Raw genomic sequence first — 19,271 nt, forward strand, 5'->3', positions numbered from 1 at the left:
CAGGGCGATTCCTGATTTCTTTAGTGCGTTCTATAGGGCAGTCCAACCACCGTCAATGATGAGTTCTGAGCCTGTCATAAATTTAGATTCATCACTCGCTAAAAAGAGTACGCCATATGCCACATCTTCTGGTTCTCCAAGGTTCGGTAATTGCGTGTGCATTTGATAATACGGCATCGCTTGTTCCATTGATTCTGCAGTCATTGGTGTCACAATGATGCCAGGATGAACAGAGTTTACGCGAATGTTATCTTTACCATATTCTACGGCTGCTGATTTCGAAAGGGAACGTAGCGCACCTTTGGCAGCGGTGTAAGGCTTGAGCCCGCCATACCGACAATGCCACCAATAGAAGAAATGTTGATTACAGATCCTGCACCTGTTTTTTTCATTTCAGGAATTGCATATTTCATTCCGAGAATGCAGCCATTTAAGTTAACGTCCATAACGCTGTTCCATTGCTCCATCGTTAGCTCTGCAAAACTTTTATTAATTGAAATACCAGCATTGTTGACAAGTACATCCACTTTTCCAAACGTGTCAAGAGTCTCTGCAATCACGCTTTTCCATTGGTCTTCAGAACTCACGTCATGCGTAATCCCTAAGATCTCTCCTCCAGCTGCTTTTACACGAGAGACGAGTTTGTCTAATTGCTTAGTATTTACGTCTGTTGCAACGACTTTTGCTCCTTCAGCAGTAAACAATTCCGCTTCTTTCGCACCCATGCCATTTGCAGCACCTGTAATAATAGCAACTTTATCTTGTAATCTCATGATAATCCCTCCGTCGATGATTATATAATTTACATAATGTAAATTAGTTCACATCTTTGTTATATCATACGAATGTAAAAAAGCCAACGAAAAGGTATGATGATCAACGTAGCTTGGTTGCTTATGTCATAATAGTCAGAAGAGGTGAGACGATGATTCAAGTTCAAAAAGCAACGAAACAGCACGTAGCAGGCATTATTTCGGTATGTACGAGAGGGTACTGGTCGACGTATAAAGAGCTAGCATCTGCTGAGTATATCCAAAGGATCTGTGATGAGTTTTATCATGAAGCCCGTGTTAGTAAAGAAGTAGCAGAAACGAGTAATCATTGGGGCGGTTATTTTGTAGCAATAGAAAATGGAACCGTTGTTGGTGCAGGTGGGGGCGGAATGATTGCCGAACAAAGCGCAGAGCTGTTCGTTTTGTATCTCGACCCCGATCGTCGGAATGAGGGAATTGGTTCAAAGTTACTTGCAGAAATTACAAAGCAGCAACTAACTCTTGGTGCAACAGAGCAATGGGTGTCTGTACAACAGCATAATGAAAAGGGCATTCCGTTTTACAAAGCAAAAGGGTTTATTTATCAAACGAAGCAAAGAGGCTATGCAACGATCGAGAATGAACCGTACGTGAGCCTACGATATAAACGAAACATCTAAATGTTCGAGATTAAAAGAGGTGAGGAAAATGAAGCAACTTGAAACAGACCGACTTCGATTAAAGCAACTCGGTCCTTCGCATGCGGAGCAAGTTTTGCAATTTTACATACAGAACAAGCAGTTTTTAGAAAAATGGGAGGCGAAAAAGAGTGAAGCGTTCTTCACGGTTGCTACACAAGTTGAGTTACTAAAACAAGATCAAGTGCATTACTTGAACGGACAAGCTGTGAAGTTTTGGATCTATAAAAAAGAAGAGGAGACAAAACTGATCGGTTGTATCAATTTTTCGAACATTATTCGTAGTATTATGCAGTCGTGCTTTGTTGGCTATAAAATGGATCAGAATGAAAATGGGAAAGGATATCTTACTGAAGCATTACGGGTAGCCATTAATGCAATGTTTGAAGAATATAACATCCATCGAATTGAAGCGCCAATTATGCCATTTAACAGCGCTTCAATTCGAGTCGTTGAGAAATTAGGGTTCGAAAAGGAAGGGCTAACGAAGCAAATGCTTAAAGTAAATGACCGATGGGAAGATCATGTACGGTTTTCATTATTAAACCCTAATGATTAAGTATTACGTTGCCTAAAAGACGAAGATTTGCTACAATACTAACTATCGGTAGTTAGATAAACAAATAAATAAACACTTTCTAGGGTTCCGCTCGAAGAGGTCTGGTCCGAGGGAAAGTGCAGCACAAGATTCGTGCTGTTCACGGAGGGAAAAAAGCCCGGGAGATATTGCGTAATTTTACGCAGTATGTCCCGGGCTTTTTCATGTTTTAAAAAGTCTCGGGAATAATAAAAAAGAGGTGAGCGTATGTGGATTACAGTCGTGATTGCCGCGTTATTTGAAATTGGCTGGGCAACGGGATTAAAGTATGCAAATGATGCCATAACGTGGATATTAACGATCATTGCAATCATTATTAGTTTTGGCCTATTAATTCGTGCCGCATCTTCATTACCGACAAGTACGGTTTATGCGGTCTTTGTCGGGCTTGGTACCGTCGGGACTGTGGCGGTCGATATCGTCTTTTTTGGAACATCTCTAAACATTGGGGTCGTTTTCTTCGTCGCCTTGCTCCTTAGCGGTGTGTTAGGCCTAAAAATGGTGACAGGTGAAAAGGAGGAAAATCACTCATGAGTTGGATCATACTCATAATCGCTGGTTTACTTGAAGTCGCAGGAGTGAATGGCATACAACGGTATATTCAAGGGCAGAAAGTAAGCGGGATATTGTTTATCGTTTTTGGGTTTGCCATTAGTCTTACGTTGCTATCAATTGCGATGGAGACGATCCCCTTAGGTGTTGCTTATGCGGTTTGGACAGGAATGGGGACGGTAGGAAGTGCTGTGATCGGATGATATTTTACAATGACTCAAAAGATGTGAAACGAATCGCTTGTTTGCTAGTCATTATTGTCGCTGTAGTTGGTTTACGAGTCGTTTCAGGTTAACGACACCACCCCTCGATTTGAGGGTGGTGATTTTTACATAGAAGAGGGCGGTGGCTTTGCTTTAAGATAAAACCTTTATAATTTCACGTACCGTAATTATTTTAATATAATATAATTGTAATGAATGATAACTCCTTGCTTAAGATAGGAAAGCTGAAGAGCAGGAAAGTAATCTGCTGATTAATTAAAATAATATGACAATTAAACTAAATTAAGTGATTATATAATTGTGGGTTAAAAAATTAACGCGGGTTAAATTAATAAGGAGGATATTAGATGACACAACACTCGTACATGATGATTGAAAACCATGAACAATTAAAAGCTGTGAGTGATCCGTTTCGTTCTCACATTTTAACGATGCTTGTTGAACGAGCATATACTGGGCAACAATTAGCAAAAACACTAGAGGTTCCCCGTTCTAAAGTCCATTACGCACTTCATGAGCTTGAAAAGAACAAGTTTATAAAGGTTGTACATAAAGAAGAAAAAAAGAGTGTTGTTCAAAAGTTTTTAAAGCCGTGGCAAAAAGCTACTTTCCTAGCGAACAATTGATGCCCCATGCGGCTGAGGTCGGGGACTATTTTCGAGGTACGGTCTTAAACGTATTACAACGGGCAAGACTTCGAACTTTAGCAGCCCCCGATGAAGCATTTAAATTAAAAAGCTCTGATCCTACGAAGCGACCTGCAATTGCGATGCAAGTGGAAACGCGACTTCGCAAAGGGCAATTCATTGAGTGGATTGCAAAATATCGAAAACTCGTTGATGAATTTTATGAGATGGATGGAGAAGATGGTAAGCCTTATTATTTAACGACAATTGGTTTTCAATTAGATGAACCTTTCTTTGAAGAGGTCGGCGATCAAAAGAAGCGAGACTCGGATGAACAATCATGAACAAATCGAGGAACGAGTAACGCTACTGTCACTTTTTAAAAATCGGAATTATATTTTAATTTTGTTATCAAGTACATTCACAGGGTTTGCATTTTCAATCTTTTTGCTTGCCGAGACGTGGTATGTTGTGGACGAGTTGAACAATCAAGCCGCATTAGGACTGGTTCTTGCGGCTACGTCATTACCTCGAGTGCTATTTATGGTGTTTGGAGGAGCGTATGCGGATCGATTAAAAGGTTCGGTACTCATGCTTTTATCCAATTTCATAAGAAGTGTACTTATTGCCAAGATGGACATTCTCATCATCTTCGGGTTGTTAGATGTCTTGACGTTAATTCTATTCGCTTTGTTATTTGGAGTTCTTGATGCGTTTTATTGGCCGGCGAACAACACGATTGTTCCAGCGTTAATTCCAAAAGAACAATTAACCCGTGCGAATTCGTTCCTTGAGCTATCGTTTCGGCTGACGTTTATTAGTGGTCCATTAATTGCTGGCTTACTTCTAACATTAGGTTCTTTTGAGCTTGTCTTTGGAACTGTCGTTGTACTATTACTTGTTGGGGCGATTTGTATACTGCCTTTACTTGGCTTTGAAACAGAAAAGACACGTGCAAAAACGACGATTTTTAGAGAACTACGTGATAGTTTTCAATACGCCTCGAAGTCGCAGTTTCTTATAGGGGCTATGACGATTAGTATTATGACGAATTTAATTATCACAGGTCCAGGAACGATGCATCGCCGATTATTGTGAGTGATATTTTGGAAGGAAGTGCATTTGATCTTAGCTTACTAGAAGCATCGTTTGCGATTGGGATGGTTCTCGGTGCGTTAATCGTTGCAACGTGGAACTAAAAGAGACGGGGAATGATATCTGTTACGCGCCTCATCTTGCTCGGTAGACGTTGTTATTGTTAAGTCAGTCTACGACATTGTGGCAAGCGATTGTCGTCTTAGCATTGATTGGAATTGCAATTAGTATTGGCGATATACCGATTCGTACGTTAATTCAAGAGAATACAGACCCACAAATGCTAGGAAGAGTAACAGGTATGCTCGGAACGGCTTCAAGGGGCTTAGCGCCAATTTCATATATGATAACCGCTTGGTTATTATCAATCTCTATATCAATTGGAACGATTTTGCTTGTAAGTGGACTTGTATTGATTTGTACGGCATGCTTAAGTTTTTGGAGGTTGCGAGGCTTTGTATCGGCTGATTGAACAAAAAGAAAGACTGCAACACGTTAACATGTTGCAGTCTTTCTTTTTACAATGCACTTTAATGCTATAAAGCGGTGGGGACTGTCCCCATTAGATGAATCGAGTTGTGCAAGAGCCGAGCTTCTCGATGCTTACTGTAACGGTATCCCCTGGCTTTAAGTATTCTCGTTCTGTTTTAGGCATGCCCATGGCGACACCTTCAGGCGTTCCAGTTAAGATGATGTCACCTGGCTTTAGGGTGAAGTGCTTTGAGATGTAACTAATAATTTCTTTACAGGTGAAAATCATGTCTGATGTGTTGGAATCTTGACGAGTCTTACCGTTCACTGTAGTTGTTAGTGCTAACTGTTGTGGGTCGGGTACTTCATCTCTTGTGACTAAGTAAGGACCAATTGGATTAAAATCGTCAAGTGTCTTTCCAAGTAACCATTGTGGTGTGCGTAGTTGTAAATCTCTTGCTGACAGATCATTTGCGATCGCATAACCGAGGACATAATCGAGTGCTTCGTCTTCAGAAACGCCACTTGCCGTTTTGCCGATGACAATTGCAAGTTCCACTTCGTAATCCAACTCATTCGTTACATTTGGAACTGAAACATCATGATTATGACCGGTGAGGGTATTGTTAAATTTATTAAATAGAATCGGTAGCTCAGGGTATGGCGAATTTGTCTCATCTGCATGTTTACGGTAATTTAATCCCACACAAATTATCTTTTCAGGCTGAGGGACAACCGGACCAAATGTTATTTCAGATTCGGCTAAATGAGATGAATTGGCCATAGAAAGCGTCGTTACATAATCTTGAAAGGCATGTTGCGTTAGGTTGTCCGCGTGAATGAAGCCCATCATCGAAGTCGGTAAATCAGTACGCCGTTCGGTTGCTAATGTTTCTGTTACATCTATTACAGTATTATCGATACAAACTCCAAGGTGCGAAACTCCGTTCACTTCTAAATTGGCTAATTTCATGTCGTTTCATCTCCAGTACTAGTAATTGTTTACGCGTCCTTACCAAAAACGACGCCTCCGTCTACATAGAGTGGTGAGCCCATCATAAATCTTGAATCATCTGATGCAAGAAAAAGTGCAGCATCGGCAACATCTTCGGGTTTTCCAAGGTCACCTGACAATTGCCGTGTTTTGATCTTTGCAATTGCTTTGTCTGGCTCAGCTGCACGTGATAAGTAATCTTCCACAAATGGCGTCATGATCGTGCCGGGAAGAAGTGCGTTGACACGAATGTTGTATTTGGCGTAGTCCACTTGCATTTGTTTCGTTAATGATAGGACGGCACCTTTTGATGTCGCGTAGGATGCACGTTCTCCAAGACCAATTTCTGCAATGCAAGACGACATATTAATAATCACGCCCGACGCTGCTTGCATCATGTGTGGAATCACTGATTTCGACGGCAAGAATACGCCTTTCACATTGATATTCATCACACGGTCCCAGTCATGTTCATCGACTTCATGCAATCGACCAACACCACTAACTCCAGCGTTGTTAAACAAGACATCGATTCGCCCGTATTCATCTATGACCTTTTCGACCATTTCATGTACAGAGCTCGCGTCTGTCGTATCGGTCCTAATAAACCGTTGATCTCCTTTAAGAGCATCGGCAGTTTGTTGGCCATTCTCACGGTCAATGTCTGCGATAACGACCGTTGCTCCTTCATTTGCAAAACGTACAGCTGTACGTTGACCAATACCTGAACCACCGCCCGTAATAATGGCAATTTTCTGACGTAAGCGCATACGATTCCCTCCTCGTTATTGATCATGTGCTTACTGTAGCACATCAAAATAGAGAATAGAATTGCTTATTTTAGCGAAAAGATACCTTAATTTAAGCTCATCTTACGGTAAACCGAAGGCGTTTTACCTGTTGTGGCTCTAAACGTTCGAAAGAAATGTGGCATGCTTTTATAGCCGCATTGTTCAGCGATATCTTGTACACTGCAAGACGTGTTTCGAAGTAATTCTTTCGCTTTTATCATTCGTTTTGATTTAATAAAATCGCTAAATGTTAATCCGATCGTCGTTTTAAATCGCTTGCTAAAATAAGCTGGATGAACACATGCAGCGGATGCGAGTTGTGTAAGTTCGATCTCTTCATCTAAATGATTGTTAATGTAATGAAGACTGTGATGAATCCAATCTGGCATACCTGCGGTCTCATTTGCTGTTGTGTGACAATGACGGCTTAGAAAAATCACAATTGCTTGAATGAGGATGATCGACATTTCGCCTGTGAAGCGATCCGATGTGGAGGTTTCACGATTAAGCTTATTTAAGAGTTCTAGAAATTCACTTTGCTTTTCTTCGCTGAGGTGATAGCGATGTTTTCTTTGTAGCTTAGAAGAAGAGAATAAATCAGTGAGTACATCACTGTTTCCGGTAAGGATCGATGGACAAAAGAACAATGCGGAACTCGTAAAAAGGGCACCATCAGCTGGTTGAGTACAATGAATCACATTGCTTGGAATAATAACAATATCTCCAGGCTCTAGGTCATAAAACAAATCATCAATAAAAAAGCGGCTTTTCCCTTTGTGAACTAAAAAGACTTCATGCCATTCATGTAAGTGATGTGGAAGTTCTTCATACTTTGTTTTTGTATGGTGGAAAGTCATGTGAAATGGAACAACATTCGATTCATCAAACTCTTTCACGATCGCATCCATAGAACCTTCTCCCTTAATAGATTAAAATACGCAAGTTTTTCACTAGAAATCGCAATATCATTGCGTAATGATTTCATGATAGCATAAATAAAACATGTTGAAAGCGTTTTCTTTTGAAGGGAGATTAATTGAAATGAGAAGAGGGCTTGTCAGTGTCTTAGGTGCTATGCTCCTAATCGGATCAGGTTGTTCCTTAAGCACATCCGCTGCAGTCGAGCAAGATGTGCACACGATTAACATCGCTTACGGAAATCAACCCGGCGAACCGCTAGACCAGCAAGCGCGCAAATGGGCAGAACTTGCTGAAGAAGAGAGTGATGGTCGTTTGCAACTAAATGTCTATCCAAGTTCTCAACTTGGAGGTGAGAGTGACATGATTGAACTTGCCATGAGAGGCAACAATGTGATTGTGTTTACGGCTTACGATTTTTTGATGGATTATGTTCCGGACCTAGGAATTTTAGCAGCCCCGTATTTGGCGGAAGAGTTTGATGATCTTCTCTATTTAACAACAACGGATTGGTATGAAGGTTTAGAACATGAAATGAATGACATGGGACTAGCATTGTTAGGAAAAGAAACCATCTATGGTGAGCGACATCTGATGACGAAAACACCGGTCGCGACACCAGAAGATTTGAAAGGCATGAAAATACGAGTGCCTAACAATAATCTTTATATACGAGCATTCCATGCGCTTGGAGCCTCTCCAACACCTTTACCACTTGGTGATTTGTATGCATCACTTCAACAAGGTGTCATTGATGGAGCAGAGAATCCTTTGCCTGTGTTGCAAGGAACTCGAACCAATGAAGTGACGAGTCATTTAACATTAACCGGTCATATGAAAGTGATGAGTATTTGGGTAACAGGAACTGGAATGATGGAGGATTTGCCTGAAGATTTAGAACGAATTCTTTCTGAAACGAGTGAAGAAGCGGCAAGGTATACGCATGCCATTACAGAACAAGAAGAGAAAGAAGCTCTAGAAACATTTAAAAATGAAGGCATGACAATCCATGAGGTTGACCAAGAACTGTTCCGAGAAGCGGTTGAACCTTTTTATGATTCAATGCCCGCCTGGTCGCCTGGTTTATATGAACACGTGTTGGAACTTATGGAAGAGCGACCTAAGGAGGATTAAAAATGAAGATACGAAGCATGATTGAAAAGGTAGATGATGTCATCGCAACCATTGCTCTAAGTTTAATCATCGTTATTATTGCTTCCAATGTCTTCTTTCGTTTTGTATTATCTCAACCGTTAACATGGAGCGAAGAGATTTCACTTGCGTTGTTCGTGTGGCTTACGTTCATTGGTATAAGTTCAGTGATGAAGCGTAATGAACATGTAGGCATTGATTATTTTATTCGGAAGTTGCCAAAGAAATGGTTTCACTTTATTCAATGGCTTCGATGGTTTGTTCTTATACTGGTCACGTCCATTGTTTTTATTTATTGGGGATTTCTATTAATGATAGATACCCACTGGAAGGTAACACCTGTTCTAGGGATTGATTTTAAATTGATTTATGTGGCCATTCCATTAGGTGGCGTACTTGCACTGTATCACTTACTTACAGTTGCCATTAAACGTGATAAATCTTGGTTTATGCAAGAGGAAGGAGCTGTACAAGATGACGATTCTTCTCATCGTTAGTCTCATCCTTTTGTTGATCTTGCTAAATGTACCGGTAGCGTATGCGATGCTTGGAGGTTCATTACTTTACTTCTTAACGAACGACAGTTTTATGAATGAGACATTAACACAACGAATGATTAGTGGGGTTGAATCTTTTCCATTGCTAGGCATTGTGTTTTTTATTACTGCAGGCGTGCTGATGAATTATACAGGCATCACACGCCGTATGTTAACCTTTGCAAAACTTGTGACGGGCCATCTTACTGGTGGACTCGCGAAAGTCAACGTCACTATGAGTGTATTAACTGGTGGTTTATCTGGATCCAATGTTGCTGACGCTGCTATGCAATCCAAAATCCTCGTTCCTGAAATGGTGAAAAAGGGTTATGCACCAGGTTTTTCTGCAGCATTAACAGCGACAAGTTCATTAATTACTCCGATTTTACCACCAGGAATTGCCTTAATTCTGTATGGATATGTTGGTAATGTCTCGATTGGTGATTTGTTTATTGCGGGGATTATTCCAGGATTATTACTCGCAGTCTTTCTATTAATTTATGTACACTTTGCTGCAAAAAAGCGTGGGTTTGAGCAAGTAAAGGAAGAGCGACCAAAAGTTACAGATCTACTAGTTGCTTCTAAAGATGCACTGCTCGCTTTGCTTTTGCCAATTATAATTATTGGCGGTATTCGTTTAGGCGCTTTCAGTCCAACTGAGGCGGGAGCAATAGCTGTTGTGTACGCATTAATTATAGGCTTTTTTATTTACCGTGAAATGACCTTCAAAGATTTATGGCTCGCATTAAAAGAATCGATACAAATCATTGCTACAGTCATGATTATTATCGCTGCAGGGACCGCATTCGGCTGGATTTTGACGTTAGAACAAGTGCCTCAAGCGCTAACATCAAGTATTACAAGCTTAATTGATCACCCGATTTTGTTTTTACTTATTATCTTTGTCTTTTTACTTATAGTAGGAATGTTCATTGAAGGAAACGTAATGCTCATCATCTTAACGCCAATTTTTATACCGATGCTTGAGACGTATGGAATTGATCCTGTTCATTTCGGAATATTCTTTATCCTTTGTTTGAGTATTGGTACGATCACACCTCCAATTGGAACGATTATGTTTACAACAGCAGCGATTACGAAAGTGAAAATTGAAGTTTTTATTAAGGAAGTCATCCCGTTTTGGTTACTGCTTATTGTACTAACACTTGTCATTATTTTTATTCCAGCCATTTCACTATGGTTGCCAGAATTACTTTCTTAAACTAAAAAAAGGAGTGAAGAAAATGAGAATCATACGCTTTTTGGAGAAACAGATTGTCTATGTAGCAGTTGTAGATGGTGAAGCGATTAAAATCGCACCCTATGATACGGTGCGTCAGTTGTTAGACATTAGTGGCGGTTCATCTGCTTGGATTCGTAATGAAATGACAAGTTGGGAAGAGGTTCATGTTGAACTTGATCAATTAAATTTACTCATTCCATTTGAGCTTTCAGAAGTTTGGGCAGCGGGAGTTACGTATCAGCGTAGTCGTGAGGCGCGTAACTATGAAGCGACAGGTGAAGTGGGCAGTCAGACAACGTTTTACGATAAGGTGTACGACGCGAAGCGCCCAGAGATCTTTTTTAAAGCGACACCACTAAGAACCGTTGGGCCTGGCGGAGCTGTAGCATTACGTACAGATAGTACGTGGCAGATTCCAGAACCTGAGCTCGGTCTTGTCATGAATCATGAGGCTCACTGATTGGCTATACGATTGGAAACGATATGAGTTGCCGAGATATTGAAGGAGAAAACCCTCTGTATCTTCCTCAAGCGAAAGTGTGGAAGCGTTCTTGTGCAATTGGACCAGCTTTACTTCTAGTAGATAGCGTTACTGATATTAGCGACTTTACGATCTATTGCAAAATAACACGCAATGGCGATGTACTATTTAATGATTCTGCAAGTCTTAAGCAATTAAAACGAACACCTGAAGAACTTATTTCTTATTTATTACAAGACAACGAAATTGAAGATTTCACAGTGCTTTTAACGGGGACATGTGTTGTTCCTGATAATGATTTTACACTTCAGGAGAATGATCAAATTGACATTGAAATTACGAAAATTGGAACGTTATCGAACAAGGTAAATAGTAATCATGCAACGAAAAAGGAGCTGGTTTGAGATGACACAGATGAAAACGGCAGCAACGTTCAAAAGTGTAAATCCTGCTAAACCGACTGAGGTCGTTGGACATGTAGAAGATCTATCCGTTGAGATGCTTGAGAAAATTGTTGACCGTGCACAGTATGCACATTCTGGATGGGCAAAGTTGCCTGCGCCAGAACGGGGGATGTATTTACATCGAGCGGCTGATGAACTTCAACTTCAATTAGAAGACATCGCCATGACGATGACAAAAGAGATGGGTAAAACATTAGCAGAAGCAAAAGGTGAAACTGCACGTGGTGTTGCAATTTTACGCTACTTTGCCGGTGAAGGAATGCGAGAAATCGGTCAAGTCATCCCATCAACGGATAGCGATGCATTAATGTATACGACCCGTTGTCCATTAGGTGTGGTCGGAGCTATTACACCTTGGAACTTCCCAGTTGCTATACCGATTTGGAAAATCGCTCCTGCACTTGCTTATGGAAATACAGTGATCTTAAAACCAGCAGAAGAAGCTTCTGTCACTGCACAAAAAGTCATTGCTTGTTTCCGCTCGGCACAATTTCCTGATGGTGTCGTGAATATTGCGACTGGACAAGGGGCTGAAATCGGGAAAGCCCTTGTCGAACACCCTCATGTTTCTGCCATTACATTTACAGGCTCAAATGCAGTAGGAAAACAGATTGGACGATCGGCACTTGAGCGTGGTGCGAAGTACCAGCTAGAAATGGGTGGTAAAAACCCTGTAATCGTAACGAAGGATGCAGATTTAGATGTTGCCGTTGAAGCGACAATTAGCGGTGGTCTCAAATCAACCGGTCAAAAATGTACAGCGACAAGTCGGGTTATTGTGGAAGAAGATGTGTATGATGCATTCAAAGAAAAGCTTCTTCATGCGGTAGAAGCGATAACCATTGGAGATGGATTGGAAGCAAGCACGTGGATGGGTCCGCTTGCGACGAAAGCGCAATTTGAGAAAGTGTTAGAAGCAATCGATAAAGGAAAAAAAGAAGGTGCCACACTACTTGCAGGTGGAAACCGTGTTTCTTCATTAGATGGTTATTTTGTTGAGCCGACCGTTTTTGAAAATGTTGATCGCTCGATGTCACTGGCTCAAGCAGAGATTTTCGGACCTGTTTTAGCACTCTTTCGTGTATCGAGTATACAAGAAGCGGTAGCACTCGCAAATGACTCAGATTATGGGTTAAGTGCTTCCATTTTTACGACCAACATTCAAGAAATGTTAACGTTCATAACCGATATGCACGCGGGGTTAATTCGTGTCAACGCGGAAAGCGCAGGCGTTGAGTTACAAGCTCCGTTTGGAGGTATGAAAAGCTCTAGTTCACATTCAAGGGAACAAGGTCGTGCAGCGATTGAATTTTTTACATCAGTGAAAACGGTTTTCGTGAAAGGGTGAAGACGATGCGAACACACGTCATAATGCGACCAATAGATAACGTTGCTACAGCGATTACAACCTTAAATGTCTCTGATAAAGTTGCAATCGATGGTTTCGATGATGTCACGATTCTTACTGTAGATGGGATTGAATTTGGACATAAGTTTGCAATCGTAGAAATTACAGAAGGTACAGATATTATAAAGTACGGAGAGATCATCGGGGTCGCTTCATGTGACATCCAAGCAGGTGAGCATGTGCATGTTCATAACGTTGATGGAAAACGAGGAAGGGGAGACGTAAACGATGGATTACAAACTAAGCGGATACAAAAGAACTGATGGGACAGTAGGAATACGCAATCACGTATTGATTTTGCCTACGATTGTATGCGCCACTCAAGCGGCAATGAATGTGACAAAACTCGTAGATGGAACAGTCTCTGTTGTCCACCAACACGGGTGTGCGCAAGTAGGGGTAGACTATGAACAAACGTTTCGAACGTATGTAGGTATGGGGCTGAACCCGAACGTGTATGGTGTTGTTGTGATGGGGCTTGGCTGTGAAACACATCAAGGGCGAAGCGTAGCCGAGGAGATTGCAAAACGAACAGACAAGCCGGTTGAACTCGTGTCGATTCAAGATCATAGCGGAACGTTACAAGCAACTGCTGAAGCGGCCAAGATCGCCACACGAATGGTTCAAGATGCATCCATGATTGAGCGAGAGCCCATTCGTTTTTCTGATTTAATTGTCGGAACAGAGTGTGGAGGCTCTGATGCATGTTCTGGGCTTTCTGCTAATCCAGCCGTCGGATATGTGAGTGATCGAATTGCACAAAGTGGAGGAACGTCAATCTTAGCAGAAACGACGGAGTTAATTGGTGCCGAGCATTTACTTGCTGAACGCGCCAAAGATGATCATGTCGCAAAACGAGTGTATGAAGTGATTGAAGCAATGGAAAATCGCGCCTTCAGTATGGGTGTTGATATTCGCACAGGTAACCCTAGTCCTGGTAATCGTAAGGGGGGACTTACAACTCTGGAAGAAAAATCACTCGGGGCAGCAGCAAAAGCTGGTTCTTCTCGTCTTAATGAGCTCGTAAGTTATGCAGAACGACCATCTGAAAAAGGCTTAGTTTGGATGGATACTCCAGGTCATGATATTGAGCAGCTAACAGGCATGACAGCAGGAGGAGCGCAACTTGTATTATTTACAAGTGGTAGAGGCACACCAACAGGCTCTCCAATCGCACCGGTAATCAAAATTTCTACGAACTCGTCCATGTTTGAAACGATGAATGATAACATGGATGTGAACACAGGAACAATCATTGAAGGCAAAGAAACGATAGAAGAAGCGGGTGAGAGACTGATGCAAGAGATTGCAACGGTTGCATCAGGAAAACGTACAAAAGCTGAAATTTTTAAGCAACATGATTTTGGAATTTGGCGTATTGGTCCAACTTTTTGATCGTAAAAATGAGCATCTCCTTTAAAAAGGAATGCTCATTTTTTATTGATTTTAACTAGCAAGCGATCGTCTAATCGGTACGAGTAATCCAGTGAAAGTGATTAAAGCAAAGAGTAGAAAGCTCATAGTATAAGACGATTGAACAATCAATTCACCTGCAACTGCTGAACCGATGGATTGCCCGATTCCAAGCGATAGAAACGCAAGGCTTACACCAACAGCAGCTACTGAAAAAAGCCGTGTAGACCAGACAATTAAAATACCGGTAATTAGAATGTACGTAATTCCAAAACCAATGGCTGAACTATAGATCGCGATCGTTGAGGGTAGTGTTAATATAGCGATCGCAAGTGACAATGCTAAAAGCGTTAGTCGGTAGATGAATGCAAGGCCAAGTTTTTCAATAAACATGCCTCCAATCCCACCAACCACTCCAAATGCGCCCATTGTGATCCAAAACAGTATGCTCTCGTTAGTCGTCATCTGATGCTCGGCAATTAAGAAACTACGAGAAAAGGTCCAATAAATTGCTGTGCCTAAGCCAATAATAATCGATGCGATGATTAAGTGTTTAGCTTTAGTCAGTGCTGACCACTTAAATAACGACTGCGTTGAAGTTTTACTTGTGGTCGCTGTTTTTGGAATGCTGAATGTGTTCCAAAGCAGCACAGCGAACGCAAGGATAGCAAACAAGATAAATGCAAAACGCCACTGTTCTGTAAATAAGAGCGCAATTGGACCAGACAAAACGAGTCCGAAACTTGTACCGCTATTAATCCACGTATTCGCACGATCCTTGATTGGTCCTGTAAACGAGTGGTCGCCACCTGACTAAATGCTGGTGAAGCAAGACCACTGCCTATACCAGCGATAAATGTACTCATGAGTAATACGTAGAAGTTATAAGAAAACGCAATGCCTACTAAGCCGATTACTGCGCTTAGCCCTGCGAGTTGAATGACACGCAGTTGCCCGAACTTCTTGAGTGAAAATGAGGAGAATAGGAGTGCAAGAGTGTAAGAAACGTAAGCTGCTGAACTTGCAATGCCCGCCTGACTTTCAGTGATTCTGATTGAAGACGTGATGTTTGGTAAAAACAAACCAAAGCTAAAACGAGCAAAGGCATAAACGACGGCAATCATCGCGATACCAGGTAGAATAATTTTCATTATGGGAACTCCTTTATATAGAACGATCATTATATTATAGGGTTGTAAAAAAAGTAAGCTAACGTAAAGAGTCGTTAACTTACTCTCCGATTGTAGTTGTGACCATTGATTGGAGTTGGGTTGCGACTTCATCGACATCTACGACTTCTGCTAAAGAAGTCGCACCTTCGAGTAATAGTACGAGGCGCATGGCGTCTTCATGATTGAAATTCTCTTTTTTGACAAAAGCAAGTAACGCTTCTTTATGAGCGACCACATACGTGTTAATTGGATGGGTTGGGTCAGAATACTCTTCTTTTGCTCGCAAAACATGCAGCCATTCTGACGTGACGATCGTAACCATTCACTGTGCGCTCGTGCAATGGAGAGTGCTTGATTGTCTGAAGTGTTTACGTGGGAACGTAATAAATCGAAGTAACGGTCTTCCCGTTGTTTTAACACTTCTAGAACAAGATCTTCTTTTGATTCAAAGTGATTGTACATCGTCATTAACGCGACATTTGCTTCTGTAACGATTCGCTTTAGCCCAATCGCATGAATACCGTAGTTGTAAAACAGCGACTCTGCGTGATCGACTAAATCTTGTTTTTTCTTACTCATCGTATCGCCTCCTGACAAATAGAACGATCATTATATTTTTAACATACTTATTCACTAAACACAAACAATGTGTAACCCTTAAAGCGTTAGAGCGACTTGTTTTATAAAAGGACGGTGAGAAGCGATTCGACATTTGATGAGCGGTTTTATCTTAGTGTTGTTATTAACTGCATGTGGTGAGAACAATGAAGAAGAAATACCTGAAGTCACTTCAGAGACGATCACTACGTTACCAGAAGAAAGACCTGAGGATTTCGATTTTTCGTTGTGGTATGGAATTACGGGTGCGAATGAAATCAATACGTATGAAGGGACGTATACGAAAGATCTTGCCGAAGGCGGTGACGTGACGACGGAGTTGGCATTAACGAACGAGGAAATGAATGTGATTTATGAACAAATGAGAAGCGTTGATATCTTGAACACACCGCGCTACGTTAGTACAACGACATGTGTACACCCGTACGATGAAAATCATTTAACGATGACGGTGAATGGAGAGGTAATTGAAAGAGAATGGATCCATGCAATGTGTGGGGAACCAGAAGAACGACTGGCAGAACTTGTTGAGATCATTCACCAGGAAATGATTGAACCAAGAAGCGAATACCAAAACTTACCCGAAGCAACTGGAGGGTATGACTAAGTCAGAACTGAATTGTACGTTCGTACAGTAAAGCGATGGGGGACTGTCCCCACATGGGGTTTCATGATAAAGTGAAACTAGATGAATCGGGTTAGAAAGTGAAGGGGCACGTTAAAATGAATGCTATCGGTATTATTGTGGGTTTATTGTTGCTAGCTTTTTTCATAGCGAGTGGGTGGAAAAGTTTCAAAAGTAAGAAATCGTTCAGTGATCAACAAGAATTAATTGAGCGGACTCATTTGCATCGGTACTTTCATTTGAATGAAGCTGACATGAACGAGCTATTAAATGACAATCCTACCGCACCGAAAATCGTCATTGATGGTACAACGTATTATCCATTAACGAAATTTCAAAAATGGTTTGCATCAAACAATAAGTAATCTTGTGCGATGAGTAAAAGTTGGAGGTGATTCGTTGAAGTCTATTCTCGTTTATTTTATTTCTATGGCATTTATTATTCACGTCGTCATGGATTCTTTTGATGGTGCTTACTGGCTCCATAGAATCGTAAATCTCGGATTCTTATTTGCAATGGCTGCCTTTATTCATCTTTTAGATACGGAGATAAAGGAGCGACGTAACAAAAGAGAACAGAACGCTGCTTAACAATTAATAAGTTTCTACGAAATGAATTATTTAATAAATTACAATTAACCAAAAAAACATGATAAAATAACCAATATAAAAAGAAGTTCACACAGGGGGATAGGTCTATTAACGTGAATGCTTTACATTTGTTGGGGACAGTTAATTGTGAATTATCGAAAGACCGTGAGTTGGCGGGCAACATTCGCTTTGCACTTCGTACAGCGAGTACGTTTCGTAAAGACCATTTCCATTTTCACGATCTTGAGCACTTATTTGGCTTTGTCTATCGTCACGTAAATCAAGTAACATATTTCGAACAGATCGTAGATGAAATTATTGCGCAAGTTCAGGACGGCCAACTTGATAGTTATTATGTCTTACGTGAAGAATGGACGCATAGGAAAGAGTGCACAAAGGTGAAGTATTTCAGTTCAGAACAGCATCAATATGAAGACAAACAAGATGTACACATTTATTTTCCTACTCAATCAAAATGGCAACTTTCTTGAATTTAAACGCAGTGGTGATCTCATGAAAAAGGGTTTCTTTCAGTACGTTTTTATTAGAGCAAGCTTACTACTGATTTTCGGAAGTGTGATGATTTTTCAAAGTGGACGGATTGGCACGTTTCTAGGTGACCATTGGTTACGATTCCAAGCAGGTGGATCAGCACCGAGCGTAGACTATGCCTTTGTAACTGAGAACTTTGTTCGTTCTATTGCTAACGTTGGAATTGTTCTATTTACAGTTGGTTTACTCGCATTGTTTGGTGTACTTATCTTTCAAAAGCATCAATCTGACGCGTGATTATAGTTTTGTTACATGAAAACTCGCATTAAAGGGTGTTCGTATGGAAATTTTATCAGAAGGAATAGAAATTGGGTCAATACTGTACTCATTGTTCGCATATATCATGATAATTGCTTTTATCCTTGGAATCATCGTACTCATTATTTTTCTTATAAGAGCGCTGAAGAAAAAAAGCTAAACCATTTCGGTTTAGCTTAACGCTTGCTCAATCGCCTCGTAACTCCATCGCTCTAAATGCTTCGCTCGCTCGAGATCTTTAGCGATTCCATCGATCGTTTTGACTTTGCCTTTATAGTAATAGCCACCATTGACGACATCATCTCGCAATGCGAGAGAAACACTCGTCCTTGCACCTTTTTCTGCACTTAAGAAAAATGGACGTAACATCCGGTGAATCCCTTCACCAAATCCGCTACTACGATCCACACCGAGAGATGTGCTAACAGCACCAGGATGAACAGCCATAACGTTCACGTGGGAATGTTTAAGTCGCTCACTGAGCGCGTGGACGTACCAAAGGTTTGCTAATTTAGATCTGCCATAAGCTTTCGCAATCGAGAATTCTTCCGTTAAGTTCGCATTACTCTCATCGAAATCTCCCCATTTGTACGCCCCAGACGATAAGATTATAATCCGTCCTCGGTTACTACGTTGTATTAGTGGCAATAACTGCTCTGTTAAATAAAAGTGGCCAAGATGATTGACGCCAAGCATTTTCTCGAATCCTTGAGCGGTAACTTCATTCTTTAATGTAACAACACCGGCATTATTGATAAGGATATCAAGGGAATCGAACCTTTTCTTAACTTCTTCAACAAACTCATGAAGTTGTTTTAAATCGTTCAAATCGCATTTCAAAACTGTAAAGTTGCCATAAGGAACTTGTGCTAGTAGTTCTTGTTTTGCAATGTGGCCTCTTCGTTCGTTTCGACACGCAAGGACGACATTCGCTCCTTTTGACGCTAACGCTTTTGCTGTAGCTTTGCCGATGCCTGAATTGGCACCAGTAACAATGACTGTTTGACTTCGCATCATTTTCCCTCCATTTAATAATCAA

General features: G+C 41.0%; 27 protein-coding genes, 2 pseudogenes and 1 riboswitch. Of the genes and pseudogenes, 21 read left to right on the plus strand and 8 right to left on the minus strand.

What is annotated here, in order from left to right; genetic code table 11:
• Positions 1-30: 30 nt before the first annotated feature.
• Positions 31-773, minus strand: a pseudogene (locus JCM19038_RS02270) (SDR family NAD(P)-dependent oxidoreductase).
• Positions 774-925: 152 nt separating this feature from the next.
• On the opposite strand from JCM19038_RS02270, the gene JCM19038_RS02275 reads away from it, so the two are divergent.
• The 8 genes from JCM19038_RS02275 to JCM19038_RS02305 all read left to right on the plus strand — a co-directional run bounded on the left by JCM19038_RS02275 (position 926) and on the right by JCM19038_RS02305 (position 5,017).
• A complete protein-coding gene (locus JCM19038_RS02275) occupies positions 926-1,432 on the plus strand; it encodes a GNAT family N-acetyltransferase (RefSeq protein ID WP_042414027.1) in 507 nt (168 codons plus the stop codon).
• A 28-nt stretch (positions 1,433-1,460) separates the two neighbouring features.
• Positions 1,461-2,009: a GNAT family N-acetyltransferase gene (locus JCM19038_RS02280; protein ID WP_042414029.1), complete on the plus strand. Its 549-nt coding sequence runs from the start codon at positions 1,461-1,463 to the stop codon at positions 2,007-2,009.
• Between the two features lie 68 nt (positions 2,010-2,077).
• Positions 2,078-2,175, plus strand: a riboswitch (guanidine-I (ykkC/yxkD leader).
• A gap of 80 nt (positions 2,176-2,255) precedes the next feature.
• Positions 2,256-2,582 (plus strand): multidrug efflux SMR transporter, encoded by a 327-nt coding sequence (locus JCM19038_RS02285; protein WP_042414032.1) that lies wholly within the window; start codon positions 2,256-2,258, stop codon positions 2,580-2,582.
• Positions 2,579-2,803, plus strand: coding sequence for a multidrug efflux SMR transporter (locus tag JCM19038_RS02290; protein WP_238554248.1), 225 nt, complete (start codon positions 2,579-2,581; stop codon positions 2,801-2,803). The genes JCM19038_RS02285 and JCM19038_RS02290 overlap by 4 nt, the downstream gene beginning before the upstream one ends.
• A 368-nt stretch (positions 2,804-3,171) precedes the next feature.
• Complete coding sequence (locus tag JCM19038_RS20305; RefSeq protein WP_052360962.1) at positions 3,172-3,450, plus strand: winged helix-turn-helix domain-containing protein; 279 nt, start codon at positions 3,172-3,174, stop codon at positions 3,448-3,450.
• A complete protein-coding gene (locus JCM19038_RS20310) occupies positions 3,417-3,794 on the plus strand; it encodes a hypothetical protein (protein WP_152549317.1) in 378 nt (125 codons plus the stop codon). Before JCM19038_RS20305 ends, JCM19038_RS20310 begins: the two co-directional genes overlap by 34 nt.
• Positions 3,781-4,548 (plus strand): MFS transporter, encoded by a 768-nt coding sequence (locus JCM19038_RS02300; protein ID WP_042414035.1) that lies wholly within the window; start codon positions 3,781-3,783, stop codon positions 4,546-4,548. The genes JCM19038_RS20310 and JCM19038_RS02300 overlap by 14 nt, the downstream gene beginning before the upstream one ends.
• Positions 4,549-4,705: 157 nt before the next feature.
• On the plus strand, positions 4,706-5,017 hold the full coding sequence (locus tag JCM19038_RS02305; protein WP_042414038.1) for a hypothetical protein: 312 nt from the start codon (positions 4,706-4,708) through the stop codon (positions 5,015-5,017).
• A 90-nt stretch (positions 5,018-5,107) separates the two neighbouring features.
• Here JCM19038_RS02305 and JCM19038_RS02310 read toward each other — a convergent pair whose 3' ends face one another.
• From JCM19038_RS02310 to JCM19038_RS02320, 3 genes are all read right to left on the minus strand, one after another.
• Complete coding sequence (locus tag JCM19038_RS02310) at positions 5,108-5,989, minus strand: fumarylacetoacetate hydrolase family protein (protein WP_042414041.1); 882 nt, start codon at positions 5,987-5,989, stop codon at positions 5,108-5,110.
• A gap of 29 nt (positions 5,990-6,018) precedes the next feature.
• Positions 6,019-6,780 (minus strand): SDR family NAD(P)-dependent oxidoreductase, encoded by a 762-nt coding sequence (locus tag JCM19038_RS02315; RefSeq protein ID WP_042414044.1) that lies wholly within the window; start codon positions 6,778-6,780, stop codon positions 6,019-6,021.
• 86 nt (positions 6,781-6,866) lie between these two features.
• Positions 6,867-7,709 (minus strand): AraC family transcriptional regulator, encoded by an 843-nt coding sequence (locus JCM19038_RS02320; protein ID WP_042414047.1) that lies wholly within the window; start codon positions 7,707-7,709, stop codon positions 6,867-6,869.
• 133 nt (positions 7,710-7,842) lie between these two features.
• Between JCM19038_RS02320 and JCM19038_RS02325 the strand changes: the two genes are divergently transcribed.
• The 8 genes from JCM19038_RS02325 to JCM19038_RS02355 are packed head-to-tail and all read left to right on the plus strand — an operon-like array spanning position 7,843 to position 14,398.
• Positions 7,843-8,853: a C4-dicarboxylate TRAP transporter substrate-binding protein gene (locus JCM19038_RS02325; RefSeq protein WP_042414050.1), complete on the plus strand. Its 1,011-nt coding sequence runs from the start codon at positions 7,843-7,845 to the stop codon at positions 8,851-8,853.
• A 2-nt stretch (positions 8,854-8,855) separates the two neighbouring features.
• Positions 8,856-9,368 (plus strand): TRAP transporter small permease, encoded by a 513-nt coding sequence (locus JCM19038_RS02330; protein ID WP_052360964.1) that lies wholly within the window; start codon positions 8,856-8,858, stop codon positions 9,366-9,368.
• Complete coding sequence (locus tag JCM19038_RS02335) at positions 9,346-10,629, plus strand: TRAP transporter large permease (protein ID WP_042414053.1); 1,284 nt, start codon at positions 9,346-9,348, stop codon at positions 10,627-10,629. The genes JCM19038_RS02330 and JCM19038_RS02335 overlap by 23 nt, the downstream gene beginning before the upstream one ends.
• Before the next feature lie 22 nt (positions 10,630-10,651).
• Positions 10,652-11,110: a hypothetical protein gene (locus tag JCM19038_RS25290; protein WP_373902240.1), complete on the plus strand. Its 459-nt coding sequence runs from the start codon at positions 10,652-10,654 to the stop codon at positions 11,108-11,110.
• Between the two features lie 23 nt (positions 11,111-11,133).
• Positions 11,134-11,535: a fumarylacetoacetate hydrolase family protein gene (locus JCM19038_RS25295; RefSeq protein ID WP_373902242.1), complete on the plus strand. Its 402-nt coding sequence runs from the start codon at positions 11,134-11,136 to the stop codon at positions 11,533-11,535.
• A 1-nt stretch (position 11,536) separates the two neighbouring features.
• Positions 11,537-12,943 (plus strand): alpha-ketoglutaric semialdehyde dehydrogenase GucD, encoded by a 1,407-nt coding sequence (gene gucD / locus JCM19038_RS02345; protein ID WP_052360965.1) that lies wholly within the window; start codon positions 11,537-11,539, stop codon positions 12,941-12,943.
• A gap of 5 nt (positions 12,944-12,948) precedes the next feature.
• Complete coding sequence (locus JCM19038_RS02350; protein ID WP_042414059.1) at positions 12,949-13,266, plus strand: UxaA family hydrolase; 318 nt, start codon at positions 12,949-12,951, stop codon at positions 13,264-13,266.
• A complete protein-coding gene (locus JCM19038_RS02355; protein WP_042360031.1) occupies positions 13,232-14,398 on the plus strand; it encodes a UxaA family hydrolase in 1,167 nt (388 codons plus the stop codon). The genes JCM19038_RS02350 and JCM19038_RS02355 overlap by 35 nt, the downstream gene beginning before the upstream one ends.
• Before the next feature lie 51 nt (positions 14,399-14,449).
• Here the strand turns inward: JCM19038_RS02355 and JCM19038_RS23265 are convergent, their stop codons facing one another.
• The 3 genes and pseudogenes from JCM19038_RS23265 to JCM19038_RS02365 all read right to left on the minus strand — a co-directional run bounded on the left by JCM19038_RS23265 (position 14,450) and on the right by JCM19038_RS02365 (position 16,167).
• Positions 14,450-15,145 carry a hypothetical protein gene (locus tag JCM19038_RS23265; RefSeq protein WP_373902247.1) on the minus strand — a complete coding sequence of 232 codons (696 nt, stop codon included), beginning with the start codon at positions 15,143-15,145 and terminating at the stop codon, positions 14,450-14,452.
• Between the two features lie 116 nt (positions 15,146-15,261).
• Positions 15,262-15,705: pseudogene (locus tag JCM19038_RS24800) on the minus strand (hypothetical protein); the annotation flags it as partial.
• A gap of 12 nt (positions 15,706-15,717) precedes the next feature.
• A complete protein-coding gene (locus JCM19038_RS02365; RefSeq protein ID WP_052360966.1) occupies positions 15,718-16,167 on the minus strand; it encodes a TetR/AcrR family transcriptional regulator in 450 nt (149 codons plus the stop codon).
• Positions 16,168-16,303: 136 nt separating this feature from the next.
• Between JCM19038_RS02365 and JCM19038_RS02370 the strand changes: the two genes are divergently transcribed.
• The 5 genes from JCM19038_RS02370 (at position 16,304) to JCM19038_RS02390 (ending at position 18,211) form a co-directional block, all read left to right on the plus strand.
• Positions 16,304-16,813: a hypothetical protein gene (locus JCM19038_RS02370; protein WP_042414061.1), complete on the plus strand. Its 510-nt coding sequence runs from the start codon at positions 16,304-16,306 to the stop codon at positions 16,811-16,813.
• 116 nt (positions 16,814-16,929) lie between these two features.
• Positions 16,930-17,196, plus strand: coding sequence for a hypothetical protein (locus JCM19038_RS02375; RefSeq protein ID WP_042414064.1), 267 nt, complete (start codon positions 16,930-16,932; stop codon positions 17,194-17,196).
• Between the two features lie 34 nt (positions 17,197-17,230).
• Positions 17,231-17,422 (plus strand): hypothetical protein, encoded by a 192-nt coding sequence (locus JCM19038_RS02380; protein ID WP_042414066.1) that lies wholly within the window; start codon positions 17,231-17,233, stop codon positions 17,420-17,422.
• A gap of 113 nt (positions 17,423-17,535) precedes the next feature.
• Positions 17,536-17,913, plus strand: a complete 378-nt coding sequence (locus tag JCM19038_RS02385) for a hypothetical protein (RefSeq protein WP_042414069.1) — start codon at positions 17,536-17,538, stop codon at positions 17,911-17,913.
• Positions 17,914-17,935: 22 nt separating this feature from the next.
• Positions 17,936-18,211, plus strand: coding sequence for a hypothetical protein (locus JCM19038_RS02390; protein ID WP_042414073.1), 276 nt, complete (start codon positions 17,936-17,938; stop codon positions 18,209-18,211).
• 192 nt (positions 18,212-18,403) lie between these two features.
• On the opposite strand, the gene JCM19038_RS02395 is transcribed toward JCM19038_RS02390, so the two are convergent.
• The gene (locus JCM19038_RS02395; RefSeq protein WP_042414075.1) at positions 18,404-19,246 is read right to left on the minus strand and encodes an SDR family oxidoreductase; all 843 of its coding nucleotides are present in this window, start codon (positions 19,244-19,246) and stop codon (positions 18,404-18,406) included.
• Between the last annotated feature and the right edge of the window lie 25 nt (positions 19,247-19,271).

Origin of the sequence: Geomicrobium sp. JCM 19038 (assembly GCF_000698125.1) — a bacterium.
GTDB lineage: Bacteria > Bacillota > Bacilli > Bacillales > Marinococcaceae > Geomicrobium_A.

Excerpts from the sequence above, each read along its gene's own strand:
- JCM19038_RS25290 (WP_373902240.1), top strand. The coding sequence starts at position 10,652 with ATGAGAATCATACGCTTTTTGGAGAAACAGATTGTCTATGTAGCAGTT.
- JCM19038_RS02335 (WP_042414053.1), top strand. The coding sequence starts at position 9,346 with ATGACGATTCTTCTCATCGTTAGTCTCATCCTTTTGTTGATCTTGCTA.
- JCM19038_RS02320 (WP_042414047.1), bottom strand. The coding sequence starts at position 7,709 with ATGGATGCGATCGTGAAAGAGTTTGATGAATCGAATGTTGTTCCATTT.
- JCM19038_RS02375 (WP_042414064.1), top strand. The coding sequence starts at position 16,930 with ATGAATGCTATCGGTATTATTGTGGGTTTATTGTTGCTAGCTTTTTTC.
- JCM19038_RS02330 (WP_052360964.1), top strand. The coding sequence starts at position 8,856 with ATGAAGATACGAAGCATGATTGAAAAGGTAGATGATGTCATCGCAACC.
- JCM19038_RS02355 (WP_042360031.1), top strand. The coding sequence starts at position 13,232 with ATGGATTACAAACTAAGCGGATACAAAAGAACTGATGGGACAGTAGGA.
- JCM19038_RS02285 (WP_042414032.1), top strand. The coding sequence starts at position 2,256 with ATGTGGATTACAGTCGTGATTGCCGCGTTATTTGAAATTGGCTGGGCA.
- JCM19038_RS02390 (WP_042414073.1), top strand. The coding sequence starts at position 17,936 with ATGAAAAAGGGTTTCTTTCAGTACGTTTTTATTAGAGCAAGCTTACTA.
- JCM19038_RS02290 (WP_238554248.1), top strand. The coding sequence starts at position 2,579 with ATGAGTTGGATCATACTCATAATCGCTGGTTTACTTGAAGTCGCAGGA.
- JCM19038_RS20305 (WP_052360962.1), top strand. The coding sequence starts at position 3,172 with ATGACACAACACTCGTACATGATGATTGAAAACCATGAACAATTAAAA.
- JCM19038_RS02310 (WP_042414041.1), bottom strand. The coding sequence starts at position 5,989 with ATGAAATTAGCCAATTTAGAAGTGAACGGAGTTTCGCACCTTGGAGTT.
- JCM19038_RS02325 (WP_042414050.1), top strand. The coding sequence starts at position 7,843 with ATGAGAAGAGGGCTTGTCAGTGTCTTAGGTGCTATGCTCCTAATCGGA.
- JCM19038_RS02280 (WP_042414029.1), top strand. The coding sequence starts at position 1,461 with ATGAAGCAACTTGAAACAGACCGACTTCGATTAAAGCAACTCGGTCCT.
- JCM19038_RS02315 (WP_042414044.1), bottom strand. The coding sequence starts at position 6,780 with ATGCGCTTACGTCAGAAAATTGCCATTATTACGGGCGGTGGTTCAGGT.
- JCM19038_RS02365 (WP_052360966.1), bottom strand. The coding sequence starts at position 16,167 with ATGAGTAAGAAAAAACAAGATTTAGTCGATCACGCAGAGTCGCTGTTT.
- JCM19038_RS02300 (WP_042414035.1), top strand. The coding sequence starts at position 3,781 with ATGAACAATCATGAACAAATCGAGGAACGAGTAACGCTACTGTCACTT.
- JCM19038_RS02275 (WP_042414027.1), top strand. The coding sequence starts at position 926 with ATGATTCAAGTTCAAAAAGCAACGAAACAGCACGTAGCAGGCATTATT.
- JCM19038_RS02395 (WP_042414075.1), bottom strand. The coding sequence starts at position 19,246 with ATGCGAAGTCAAACAGTCATTGTTACTGGTGCCAATTCAGGCATCGGC.
- gucD (WP_052360965.1), top strand. The coding sequence starts at position 11,537 with ATGACACAGATGAAAACGGCAGCAACGTTCAAAAGTGTAAATCCTGCT.
- JCM19038_RS02370 (WP_042414061.1), top strand. The coding sequence starts at position 16,304 with ATGAGCGGTTTTATCTTAGTGTTGTTATTAACTGCATGTGGTGAGAAC.
- JCM19038_RS25295 (WP_373902242.1), top strand. The coding sequence starts at position 11,134 with ATGAGTTGCCGAGATATTGAAGGAGAAAACCCTCTGTATCTTCCTCAA.
- JCM19038_RS02350 (WP_042414059.1), top strand. The coding sequence starts at position 12,949 with ATGCGAACACACGTCATAATGCGACCAATAGATAACGTTGCTACAGCG.